Annotated in this window: 11 protein-coding genes and 1 pseudogene; 2 read left to right on the forward strand and 10 right to left on the reverse strand. The window is 54.8% G+C overall.

From position 1 onward, the window contains the following. Position 1: 1 nt before the first annotated feature. A complete protein-coding gene (gene ubiD, locus OVA10_RS02170) occupies positions 2-1,507 on the reverse strand; it encodes a 4-hydroxy-3-polyprenylbenzoate decarboxylase (protein ID WP_268195101.1) in 1,506 nt (501 codons plus the stop codon). Positions 1,508-1,677: 170 nt separating this feature from the next. Here ubiD and rfaH point away from each other — a divergent pair, with 170 nt between their 5' ends. After that, positions 1,678-2,169, forward strand: coding sequence for a transcription/translation regulatory transformer protein RfaH (gene rfaH / locus OVA10_RS02175; protein ID WP_102105636.1), 492 nt, complete (start codon positions 1,678-1,680; stop codon positions 2,167-2,169). On the opposite strand, the gene tatD is transcribed toward rfaH, so the two are convergent. The 9 genes and pseudogenes from tatD to udp all read right to left on the reverse strand — a co-directional run bounded on the left by tatD (position 2,166) and on the right by udp (position 10,072). Next, positions 2,166-2,948, reverse strand: coding sequence for a 3'-5' ssDNA/RNA exonuclease TatD (gene tatD / locus OVA10_RS02180; protein WP_268195103.1), 783 nt, complete (start codon positions 2,946-2,948; stop codon positions 2,166-2,168). The two genes, rfaH and tatD, sit on opposite strands and share 4 nt — an antisense overlap. A 41-nt stretch (positions 2,949-2,989) precedes the next feature. Continuing rightward, positions 2,990-3,760 (reverse strand): Sec-independent protein translocase subunit TatC, encoded by a 771-nt coding sequence (tatC, locus tag OVA10_RS02185; RefSeq protein WP_100778465.1) that lies wholly within the window; start codon positions 3,758-3,760, stop codon positions 2,990-2,992. Positions 3,761-3,762: 2 nt separating this feature from the next. Beyond that, entirely contained in the window at positions 3,763-4,302 is a 540-nt protein-coding gene (gene tatB / locus OVA10_RS02190) for a Sec-independent protein translocase protein TatB (protein ID WP_123429986.1), read from the reverse strand. A 3-nt stretch (positions 4,303-4,305) separates the two neighbouring features. Further along, positions 4,306-4,560: a Sec-independent protein translocase subunit TatA gene (tatA, locus tag OVA10_RS02195; RefSeq protein ID WP_100778463.1), complete on the reverse strand. Its 255-nt coding sequence runs from the start codon at positions 4,558-4,560 to the stop codon at positions 4,306-4,308. 73 nt (positions 4,561-4,633) lie between these two features. Beyond that, positions 4,634-6,274 (reverse strand): ubiquinone biosynthesis regulatory protein kinase UbiB, encoded by a 1,641-nt coding sequence (gene ubiB, locus OVA10_RS02200; protein WP_100778462.1) that lies wholly within the window; start codon positions 6,272-6,274, stop codon positions 4,634-4,636. Beyond that, entirely contained in the window at positions 6,271-6,876 is a 606-nt protein-coding gene (ubiJ, locus tag OVA10_RS02205; protein ID WP_100778461.1) for a ubiquinone biosynthesis protein UbiJ, read from the reverse strand. Before ubiJ ends, ubiB begins: the two co-directional genes overlap by 4 nt. A gap of 13 nt (positions 6,877-6,889) precedes the next feature. Continuing rightward, positions 6,890-7,646 (reverse strand): annotated as a pseudogene (ubiE, locus tag OVA10_RS02210) (bifunctional demethylmenaquinone methyltransferase/2-methoxy-6-polyprenyl-1,4-benzoquinol methylase UbiE). 66 nt (positions 7,647-7,712) lie between these two features. Then, complete coding sequence (gene rmuC / locus OVA10_RS02215) at positions 7,713-9,170, reverse strand: DNA recombination protein RmuC (protein ID WP_123429985.1); 1,458 nt, start codon at positions 9,168-9,170, stop codon at positions 7,713-7,715. A gap of 140 nt (positions 9,171-9,310) precedes the next feature. Then, the gene (gene udp, locus OVA10_RS02220; protein WP_095283865.1) at positions 9,311-10,072 is read right to left on the reverse strand and encodes a uridine phosphorylase; all 762 of its coding nucleotides are present in this window, start codon (positions 10,070-10,072) and stop codon (positions 9,311-9,313) included. A gap of 251 nt (positions 10,073-10,323) precedes the next feature. On the opposite strand from udp, the gene OVA10_RS02225 reads away from it, so the two are divergent. Next, positions 10,324-11,130: a dienelactone hydrolase family protein gene (locus tag OVA10_RS02225; RefSeq protein WP_100778458.1), complete on the forward strand. Its 807-nt coding sequence runs from the start codon at positions 10,324-10,326 to the stop codon at positions 11,128-11,130. The last annotated feature ends 92 nt before the right edge of the window (positions 11,131-11,222 follow it).

Genomic DNA, 11,222 nt, shown 5'->3' on the forward strand with positions numbered 1-11,222 from the left:
CTTAACGGTCAGACTCGGGCTTACCGTCATTCAATATGGCCAACTCGTCCCAAATCGCGTCAATTCGCGCGGTCACTTCAGGATCTTTTTTAATCGGGCGACCCCATTCACGCTCAGTTTCGCCGGGCCATTTATTGGTGGCATCCAGTCCCATTTTTGAACCAAGCCCAGAAACCGGCGAGGCAAAATCCAGATAATCAATCGGTGTATTTTCCACTAACACCGTGTCGCGCGCCGGGTCCATACGCGTGGTGATGGCCCAGATAACGTCATTCCAGTCGCGGGCATTGACGTCGTCATCGCAGACAATAACAAATTTGGTATACATAAACTGGCGCAGGAATGACCACACGCCCATCATCACGCGCTTGGCGTGACCTGCGTACTGTTTCTTCATCGTCACCACAGCCAGGCGATAGGAACACCCTTCTGGCGGCAGATAGAAATCGACAATTTCCGGGAACTGCTTTTGCAGAATCGGTACGAACACTTCATTCAGCGCGACGCCTAATACAGCAGGCTCATCCGGCGGACGGCCGGTATAGGTCGAGTGATAAATCGCATCTTCACGCTGCGTAATGTGCGTAACGGTAAACACCGGGAAGCTATCCACTTCATTGTAGTATCCCGTATGGTCACCATAAGGCCCTTCCGGTGCCAGCTCGCCCTGTTCGATATAGCCTTCAAGCACGATTTCCGCGCTGGCAGGCACTTCCAGGTCGTTAGAAATACACTTCACCACTTCCGTTTTGGTGCCGCGCAGCAGGCCTGCGAAAGCGTATTCCGACAATGTATCAGGCACCGGCGTCACGGCGCCGAGAATGGTCGCCGGATCGGCACCGAGCGCCACTGAAACCGGGAAACGCTCGCCCGGATATGCCGCACACCACTCCTGGAAATCAAGCGCACCGCCGCGATGCGACAGCCAGCGCATAATCAGTTTGTTTTTGCCAATCAGCTGCTGGCGATAAATACCGAGATTCTGACGCTCTTTATGCGGGCCACGGGTAACCGTCAAACCCCAGGTGATCAGCGGCGCGGCATCTTCAGGCCAGCATTGCATGATAGGGATTTTGGTCAAATCGACGGCATCGCCTTCGAGGATTTTCTGCTGGCACGGCGCACCGCGCAGGCGTTTGGTTGGCATATTCAACACCTGCTTAAACTGCGGCAGTTTGTCGAACAGATCGCGGAAGCCTTTCGGCGGCTCTGGCTCTTTCAGGAACGCCAGCAGTTTACCGACTTCACGCAGCGCACTGACATCTTCCTGGCCCATCCCCATCGCCACACGCTTAGGCGTGCCGAAGAGGTTGCAGAGCACCGGCATGGAATAACCTTTTGGATTTTCAAACAGCAACGCGGGGCCACCGGCACGCAGGGTGCGGTCAGCGATTTCTGTCATTTCCAGATAAGGATCAACAGGGAGCGTAATGCGTTTGAGTTCGCCCTGCTTTTCCAGCAGCGCCAGGAAGTCGCGTAGATCGTGGTATTTCATGCAGTTAGTCATGGCCTCTCTGTAAGCGCTTCATTATACGGCGTTCGTCATCATGACGCTGTAATTTTGTTAAATAAGCGTGAAGTTCTGCCTCAACTTCCGCTTTCGGCCATTATAATCACCTTAGCGATCCCTTCGGGGTTTTGATATGCTTGCGCCGCGAACAAAGGGAAAGAGTGATTATGCAAGCCTGGTATTTACTGTATTGCAAACGCGGGCAAATTCAGCGTGCGCAGGAACATCTTGAGCGTCAGGCAGTCAATTGTCTGATGCCTGTTATTACGCTCGAAAAAATGCTGCGCGGCAAGCGTACAACAGTCAGTGAGCCGCTGTTCCCTAACTACCTTTTCGTCGAATTCGACCCGGAAGTGATCCACACCACCACCATCAATGCCACGCGGGGTGTCAGCCACTTCGTGCGCTTCGGCGCGCATCCGGCCACCGTGCCGTCGACGGTGATCCACCAGCTTTCGGTCTACAAACAGCCGGAAGATATTACCGATCCTGAAACACCTTTCCCTGGCGATAGCGTGGTTATCACCGAAGGGGCATTCGAAGGGTTTGAGGCAATATTTGCCGAGCCAGACGGCGAAGCGCGCTCCATGCTGCTGCTGAACTTCCTTAATAAACAGGTACGTCAGAGCGTCAAGAATACCGAATTCCGCAAGGTTTAAAACGTCACGCCGAACAGGCGACGGACGTTTTCATCCGTCTGTGCGTCCAGCCACTGCAATTCTTCGCCCCGCCAGTGCGCGATCCGCTCAACGATATGGCCAAGATAAGCCGGTTCGTTGCGTCGTGAGGCGGGTTTGGGCCGCATGTCGCGCGGCAGAAGGTACGGTGCATCCGTTTCGACTAACAGCCGATCGGCAGGAATAACCGGCAGCAGCTCGCGCAACTCCAGTCCACGTCGTTCATCGCACACCCAGCCGGTAATGCCCAGATACAGCCCGCGATCCAGACACTCAATGGCCTCCTGACGGGAGCCGGTAAAACAGTGCAGCACCGCGCCGGGCAGTTTATCCAGCCAGGGTTCCAGCAGCGTCAGAAAACGTTCGTGGGCGTCGCGGCAATGCATAAACACCGGCATCCCGAGTTCTGCCGCCAGCGCCAGCTGCGAGGTAAACGCCTTCTCCTGCTCGGCAGGGGTAGAAAAGTTGCGGTTAAAATCGAGACCACATTCACCGATCGCCACCACCTCTGCTGTTTTCGCCAGCGCATACAGCGTCCCGGCGCTTTCATCATTCCAGTGGCTACTGTCGTGAGGATGTACGCCTGCGGTTGACCAGCAGTGCTCAAAGCCTTGCGCCAGTTGCTGCGCATGTTCGCTTTCCTGAAGGTTGGTGCCCGTCAGCAACAGCCCGTTGACGCCTGCAGCAAAGGCACGCGCCACCACCTCATCACGATCTTTGGCAAACTGCGAACTGGTCAGATTTAAACCGATATCAAACATGCTCTCTCCCATATGACAACCGCCCTGTCGGGCGGCTGGTTTTACTCTTCTGTCGGATTCTCTGGCTCATCTTCTTCGTCATCCCGTGAGCGACGTTTGCCCACATAGAAGCGCGAGAAGAACACGCCAACCTCAAACAGGCAGTACATCGGTATCGCCAGCAGGGTTTGCGAGAAGACATCCGGCGGCGTCAGCAACATCCCGACCACGAACGCGCCCACCAGCATATACGGGCGTTTCTTACGCAGATCTTCCGGCGTGGTGACGCCCATCCAGCAGAGCAGGACGATCGCGACCGGCACCTCGAAGGCCACGCCGAACGCCATAAACAACGCCATCACAAAGCTTAGGTAACTGGCGATGTCCGTCGAGACCTGCACCCCTTCCGGCGCGGTGTGCGTCAGGAAGCCAAAGGCCAGCGGGAAGACGACGAAGTAGGCAAAAGCCATGCCGATATAAAACAGCAGCGAGCTGGAGACCAGAAGTGGGATCACCAGCTTACGTTCATGTTTGTAGAGCGCTGGCGCCACAAACGCCCACACCTGGTACAGAATCACCGGTGCAGACGCAATCAGCGAGACCCAGAAGGTCAGCTTGATTGGCGTAAAGAACGGCGATGCCACATCGGTGGCAATCATCGTTGCACCCAGCGGCATCTGCTTAATCAACGGCGCGGAGACAACCTGATAGATGTCGTTAGCGAAATAGACCAGGCACAAGAAAATCAGGAAAACGGCAATAATGCAGTTTAACAGACGCTTACGCAGCTCAATAAGGTGCGTAATAAGTGGTTGAGTATCATCTACTGCCATGTTTACGCTTTATCACTCGACGAGGGGGCGGATTCGGAAACGGGCGCGGCGGCTTTTGCTTCTGCGGCTTTCGGTTTTACCTCAGGCTCTTGTGCAGGGACGGGCTCTTGCAGCTCAGGGGCTTGCGATGGCGCACTGGCCTGATGCTCCGCTTCGGCAGGCGTAATGCCTTCACGCTGAGCGTCGCTATCTTTTACCAGCGGATTACGAATAGTATTCGCTTCATCGCTCGCTTTTTCAGGATCGTTGACGCTGTAAGAACGCTTCATGGACTCCGCAGCTTCACGCAATTCATCCATCGAGGCTTTTAGCTCAGGCGACAGATTATCCATGCTCGCCTTTTCAACCTTTTTCAGGCTGTCCTGAAACTCCTGGAGCTTGAGTTCCTGCGCCAGTTCATTTTGCACCGTCGTGGCCAGCGAGCGCAGCGCGCGTACCCAGCCTGCGACAGTTTTTACTGCCACCGGCAGACGTTGCGGGCCTAATACAATCAGGCCAATCACGAATACCAGCAGCAGTTCACCAAAACCAATATCGAACACGACTTACACCTGCTCTTTATCGTGGCGTTTAGCGTCTTCCTTTTTGGCTTCGTCCTGTTTGTCTGCGATGGTTTTAGCCGTGAAATCCGCGTCCTGGCTGGATTTTTCTTGCTTGTCTTCATCATCGCTGATGGCTTTCTTGAAGCCTTTGATGGACGCGCCAAGGTCGGAACCGATAGAACCGAGCTTTTTGGTGCCGAACAGCAGCACGACGATGACGGCAATGATTAACAATTGCCAGATACTGATACCACCCATACTACATCCTCGATAGATGATTAATTAATCAGGTTGCATTATACGTATGCAACCTGGCGATAGCGACGCAAATTCAGCGCGTTTTTCTCCAGCCGATCAGCCAGACCACAAGGCCTCCGGCCATCACCCAGGCGGGCATCATCTCCCAGTCCGGGCGGTTGATCAGCAACAGCGTGCCGCTGAGCAACAAGGTAGCGCCAATGCCAAAGAGGTAGCGAGACTGCCCCTGACGCACGCGATTGGACTGAAGCTCGCTGGCGATTTTATCCATGCTGTGCTGAAGGTTCTTGCTCTGACGCAAAGTGTCGTAAACCAGTTCAGGGATCTCTGGCATTTTTTCGATCCAGAACGGCGCTTTGTCTTTAAACGCACGCACCAGCGAAGGAAGGCCCACCTGATCCTTAATCCACGACTCAAGGAAAGGTTTCGCTGTTTTCCATAAGTCTAACTGAGGATAGAGCTGGCGGCCTACGCCCTCAACGTAAAGTAGTGTTTTCTGAAGTAAAACTAACTGCGGTTGCACTTCCATATTGAAGCGTCGCGCGGTGTTAAAGAGATTCAGCAGAACGTGACCAAATGAGATTTCTGACAGCGGCTTCTCAAAAATCGGCTCACAGACGGTGCGGATCGCAAACTCGAACTCTTCGACGTTGGTATCCGGCGGAACCCACCCCGAATCCACGTGCAGCTCGGCCACCTTACGGTAATCGCGATTAAAGAAGGCGATAAAGTTCTCTGCCAGATAGCGTTTATCTTCTTTGTTCAGCGAGCCGACAATACCGCAGTCGATGCCGATGTATTTCGGATCTTCCGGGTGTTCGTAGCTGACAAAAATATTACCTGGGTGCATGTCGGCGTGGAAAAAGCTGTCGCGGAATACCTGAGTGAAGAAGACCTGCACGCCGCGCTCGGCCAGTAGTTTCATGTTGGTGCCCTGATTTTCCAGCGCCACCACATCCGAGACGGGAATGCCGTAGATGCGCTCCATCACCATCATGTTCTGACTGCAGTAGTCCGAATAGACCTCAGGCACATACAGCATCGGGCTGTTTTCAAAGTTACGGCGCAGCTGAATGGCGTTGGCCGCTTCGCGCAGTAAATTCAGTTCATCGATAAGCGTTTTTTCGTACTCACGCACCACTTCGACTGGGCGCAGACGACGACCATCCGGCAACAGGCGCGGGACCCAGCGAGCCAGACGATAAATCAGCTTCATGTCTGCTTTAATGATCGGCAGGATATCCGGGCGAATGACCTTGATGACGATCTCTTTGCCGTTCTCTTTCAGGCGGGCAGTATGCACCTGCGCAATGGAGGCTGAGGCCAGTGGGGTGATCTCAAAATCATCGAACCAGGTTTCAACAGGAATGCCGCCCATCGCCTCTTCAATCTGCTGCTTGGCACGCGCACCGTCGAAGGGTGCAACGCGGTCCTGAAGCAACGCCAGCTGATCGGCAATTTGCGGTGGGAAGAGATCGCGGCGGGTAGAGAGCATCTGCCCAAATTTAATCCAAACCGGGCCGAGCTCCTGCAACGCCAGTCGCAACCGCTCGCCGAGCGGCTGATCTTTATGACGGTTTGGCATCCAGAACAACATGCGCCGCCCGAATCGCAGCGGCAGCGTAATACGCATTTTGGGGATAAGCTCGTCGAGCCCGTAACTCAAAAAGGTGCGGACGATAAAGTAGAGGCGCCGAATTTCACCAGGCGTCATTTGCCCTCCAGTTTTTCCAGCCGTTGGGTTAGCGCGTCAACCGCGCGTTCGACAGCGGCAGTTTCTTCTGCAAACCACGCCATCTCAAGCGGACCGGGCGCCATTCGCCACTCTTCGGTCAGCACTTCAGCCACATAGCGTTGCTGGCGCTGTACGCCTTTACGTAAAAAGGACGATCCGCCGCGCAGAAACTTACCGATGCCTTCGGCCACGATGTCACCGGTATAAGGTGCCAGTAGCTCCGCCGGGTCAAACTCAGCCAGATCGGCCAGTGCGACAAAGTTTTGCACCACCTGAATATCGCCTTCGACTTCCAGCTCACCGCTGCGGATTAGCGCCGTGAGTTGCTGACGGTCGCGCAGTTTTGGCAGCACGCTCATGTGCGTAATGACAGAGCAATCGGCGTCGCCTTCCCACTCGCCCACGACATCCAGCTGGCGTTCGCTGAACACCAGCACCAGCGGCGTCGAGAACTCTTTTAGCACCACGCGAAGTACCTTGCCGTTTAGCCGCTGGCGCGCCGTTTTCAGCGCAGGCGAGCGATACAAAAAGGTATTCAGGACATTCTCGATGCCTGCGGTGACTAACGGTTTAAAAGGCATACGTTGCCTCCAGTCAGAACTTGTAGCCGCGATGCAGCGCAACAACACCCGCCGTCAGGTTGAAGTACTCAACGTTTTCAAACTCGGCATCCTGCATCATGGCTTTCAGGGTGTCCTGATCCGGGTGCATACGGATAGACTCCGCCAGATAGCGATAGCTTTCTGCGTCTTTTGCCACTAATTCGCCAATACGCGGCAAAATATGGAATGAGTAGGCGTCGTACGCTTTGCTCAACGGCTCAATAATTGGTTTGGAGAACTCCAGCACCAGCAGACGTCCACCCGGCTTCAGCACGCGATACATGGAACGCAGCGCTTTTTCTTTTTCGGTGACGTTACGCAGACCGAAAGAGATGGTGATGCAGTCGAACGTGTTATCGGGGAACGGCAGGGCTTCGGCGTTAGCCTGTACATATTCAACGTTACCGACCACGCCGATGTTGCGCAGTTTTTCGCGCCCCATTTTCAGCATGGAGTCGTTGATATCAGCCAGTACAACGCGGCCCGTTTCACCGACCATGCGGGAGAATTTTGCGGTCAAATCACCGGTACCGCCGGCTAAATCCAGAACGGTTTGACCACGGCGCACACCGCTACAGTCGATAGTGAAACGCTTCCACAAGCGATGAATGCCGAATGACATCAGGTCATTCATGACATCGTACTTTGCCGCCACGGAATGGAATACGTGGGGCCACCATGTCTGCTTTCTGCTCTTTGGCGACAGTCTGAAAGCCAAAGTGCGTTGTTTCTTGTGAATCTTCAACCATCTCAGTGCCTGCTAATCAGTCAAATGTGCATGAAGTGTAACAGATTGGGCGCGTTTGCCCTACGATTCAACCACCCTGAAAGAATCGTTCTGACTGCGTTTCAGGGGCGGTTTGTGCCGCTAACTCACTGTCATCACTGCTCATATTTCGTTCATTCACGCCTTCGCGCAGACGATACTCTTCATCCTGGGCCGTGGCCTGCTCCGCCAGTTCCGGATTAATCTCGCGTTTAACTTCTACGCCCAGCGTGCGAAACGCTTCGGCTTGTGCCAGCAAATTACCCCGCCCGGAGGAGAGTTTTTTCATGGCCTGTCGATAGTTATCCTGCGCGCGATCCAGGCTTTGCCCCACGGAGGACATATCGTCGACAAACAGGCGCATTTTGTCATACAGCTTGCTGGCACGATCGGCAATCTGCTGCGCGTTACGGCTTTGATGTTCGTAGCGCCACAGGTTGGCAATGGTGCGCAGCGCCACCAGAAGCGTGGTCGGGCTGACCAGCATAATGTTGTTTTTCAGCGCTTCGGTGATAAGCTCCGGCTGCCTGTCGAGCGCCAGCAGGAACGCCGGTTCGACCGGGATAAACATCAGCACATAGTCCAGCGAACGCAGGCCAGGCAACTGCTGATAATCCTTACGGCCCAGCAGACGAATGTGATTGCGCACGGAGGTGATGTGTTCCTGCAGCGCGGATTCGCGGGTGAAGTCGTCTTCCGCATTGAAGTAGCGCTCGTAGGCCACCAGCGTCATTTTGGCGTCAATCACCACGTCTTTGCCCTGCGGCAGACGCACGATCACATCAGGCTGCATCCGCGAGCGGGAATCGGTCTCAATGCTGACCTGCGTTTCATATTCGTAGCCTTCGCGCAGCCCGGAGGCCTCTAGCACGCGGGTTAGCACCACTTCTCCCCAGTTGCCCTGGGTTTTGTTGTCGCCTTTCAGGGCGCGCGTCAGGTTGACCGCCTCTTGCGCCATTTGCGCATTTAACTGCTGAAGATTACGGATCTCGTGCGCCAGCGTATGGCGTTCACGGGCTTCCTGACCAAAGCTGTCCTGCACCTGGCGGCGAAAGCCGTCGAGCTGTTCGCGCAGCGGCGTCAGCAATCCATTCAGGCTCTGGCGGTTTTGTTCATCGACGCGGCGATTGCTCTGTTCAAAAATACGGTTGGCGAGGTTTTCAAACTGCTCGCTGAGGCGCTGTTCGCTATTGATCATCTGGCGGATTTTATCTTCCGCATGCAGCTGGGTGGATTCGAGACGGGTGGTGACTTCGCGGAGATCCGCTTCCAGGGAGGTATTGATATCGCGCAGATTGCGCAGTTCGTTGTTGAGCAACTCGCACTCATCGCGCCAGTGGCTGCTCTGGGCCAGCTGCTGTTTGGCAGCGCTCAACTCAGCGACGATCTCTTCACGATCGAGCAGTTGTTCCGCTTTCTGCTGGGCATGTTGATAGCTCGAGATCAGCCAGCCAATGACCAGCCCCGCCAGCGCTATCGCCGCATAAACGATGATTGAGATATCCACAACGCCTCCTGCATCAAACCATTACCCGCACAAAATAGAATTGTGCTGTATAAACGTCCAGTTTGAAAGGAATTTCCTGCGAGGCGTTACGCAAAAAAGAAAAGGCCGAACGTGTCGGCCTTGAACAGAATGTTGTGCGATTAGATCAGGCGGCGAGCCGCTTCGACCACAATTTTCACCGCGTGGCTTTCGGTTTGCTTCATGGTTTCTGCGTTCGGGATCTCTTGCTGAGTACGGTTAACGATCACGCCCGCCACCATACCCGCACGCAGACCCTGGCTTGCGCACATGGTCAGAAGCGTTGCCGATTCCATTTCGTAGTTCATGACGCCCATCGACTGCCACTCTTCCATGGAACCTTTAAAGCGGCTCACCACGCGACCGGAGAAAGTGTCGTAGCGCTCCTGGCCTGGGTAGAAGGTGTCAGAGGAAGCGGTCACGCCAATGTGCGTGGTTGCGCCGATAGATTTTGCCGCCTCAACCAGCGCCGTTGTGCATTCGAAGTCCGCGACAGCCGGGAATTCCATTGGTGCGAAGTGCAGGCTTGCACCGTCCAGACGCACAGACGCGGTCGTCACCAGAACGTCACCGACGCTGATGTGCGGCTGAATCGCACCCGTGGTGCCGATACGCAGGAAGGTACGAATGCCCAGCTGCGCCAGCTCTTCCACAGCAATAGAGGTAGACGGGCCGCCGATACCGGTCGAGCACACAATCACCGCTTTGCCATCCAGCTCAGCACGCCAGGTGGTGAATTCACGATGCGCTGCCAGCTTAACCGGCTTATCCATCAGCGCGGCGATCTTTTCCACACGCTCAGGATCGCCAGGGACGATAGCCAGCGTAGCCCCTTGTAAATCGTTTTTAGTGAGGCCGAGATGAAAAACATCAGACTTAGACATAGGTGACTCCTCTGTGGGTCGGTGTGTCAGAAGAAGTAAAACGGTACTTTACAGAAGCACCAGGCTTAATTTCGTGACACACCTCACCATGAATGAAAATGGTTGCAGTTAATTTCCACAAAATAGTGATTTACATCACATTAACAAGTTATATCGTTCAGGGCTGCACAAAAGATAGCCCGTTTCGGGCACTGTGAGTTGTTAACTTGAGGTCTATATTTACTTTTGCGCTTACAGGTACGGAGAATACCATGACACAAAAGACCCATTTTGCACCTGCTGCTGCCCCTCTCGCCGCGACCATCGTCTCCACGTCAGAAGAAGCCATTACCGCAGGCGAAACCTCGATCCCCTCGCAGGGTGAAAACATGCCCGCTTATCACGCGCGCCCGAAAGAGGCCGACGGTCCGTTGCCGATCGTCATTGTGATACAGGAGATTTTTGGCGTTCACGAACATATTCGCGATATCTGCCGCCGTCTGGCGCTGGAAGGCTATCTGGCCGTTGCGCCGGAGCTTTATTTCCGCCAGGGCGATCCGAATGATTACAGCGATATCCCGACGCTTTTCAGCAATCTGGTCAGCAAAGTGCCGGATGCGCAGGTGCTTGCCGATTTGGACCACGTCGCCAGCTGGGCCGCGCGCAACGGCGGTGATCCGCACCGTCTGCTGGTCACCGGTTTTTGCTGGGGTGGGCGCATCAGCTGGCTGTATGCTGCGCACAATCCGCAGCTGAAAGCCGCCGTGGCGTGGTATGGCAAACTGGTCGGTGAGAAAACGCTGAATTCACCGAAACATCCGGTGGATATCGCGACCGATCTTAACGCGCCGGTTTTAGGGCTGTACGGCGGCCAAGACACCGGGATTTCGCTTGAGAGTGTGGACACCATGCGCCAGGCGCTGCGTGCCGCCAATGCCAAAGCCGATATCGTGGTCTATCCCGACGCGGGACATGCCTTTAACGCCGACTATCGCCCGAGTTATCACGAAGAATCCGCCAAAGATGGCTGGCAACGTATGCTGGCCTGGTTCAGGCAGTATGGGGCGAAAAAGGGTTAAGTTGCTCACACATTGACGCAACAACCGCAGCCGTTGTTTGACTTTTAAACAGAATTTCGACGATATAAAAAGCACAGGCGTGTAACTACGAT

It is taken from the genome of Lelliottia sp. SL45, assembly GCF_026672535.1.
Taxonomy (GTDB): domain Bacteria; phylum Pseudomonadota; class Gammaproteobacteria; order Enterobacterales; family Enterobacteriaceae; genus Enterobacter; species Enterobacter nimipressuralis.

What these genes read in the sequence shown, in the direction of transcription:
- ubiJ (WP_100778461.1), bottom strand. Translation starts at nt 6,876, where the DNA reads ATGCCTTTTAAACCGTTAGTCACCGCAGGCATCGAGAATGTCCTGAAT.
- tatC (WP_100778465.1), bottom strand. Translation starts at nt 3,760, where the DNA reads ATGGCAGTAGATGATACTCAACCACTTATTACGCACCTTATTGAGCTG.
- rfaH (WP_102105636.1), top strand. Translation starts at nt 1,678, where the DNA reads ATGCAAGCCTGGTATTTACTGTATTGCAAACGCGGGCAAATTCAGCGT.
- udp (WP_095283865.1), bottom strand. Translation starts at nt 10,072, where the DNA reads ATGTCTAAGTCTGATGTTTTTCATCTCGGCCTCACTAAAAACGATTTA.
- OVA10_RS02225 (WP_100778458.1), top strand. Translation starts at nt 10,324, where the DNA reads ATGACACAAAAGACCCATTTTGCACCTGCTGCTGCCCCTCTCGCCGCG.
- ubiB (WP_100778462.1), bottom strand. Translation starts at nt 6,274, where the DNA reads ATGACGCCTGGTGAAATTCGGCGCCTCTACTTTATCGTCCGCACCTTT.
- tatA (WP_100778463.1), bottom strand. Translation starts at nt 4,560, where the DNA reads ATGGGTGGTATCAGTATCTGGCAATTGTTAATCATTGCCGTCATCGTC.
- ubiD (WP_268195101.1), bottom strand. Translation starts at nt 1,507, where the DNA reads ATGACTAACTGCATGAAATACCACGATCTACGCGACTTCCTGGCGCTG.
- tatD (WP_268195103.1), bottom strand. Translation starts at nt 2,948, where the DNA reads ATGTTTGATATCGGTTTAAATCTGACCAGTTCGCAGTTTGCCAAAGAT.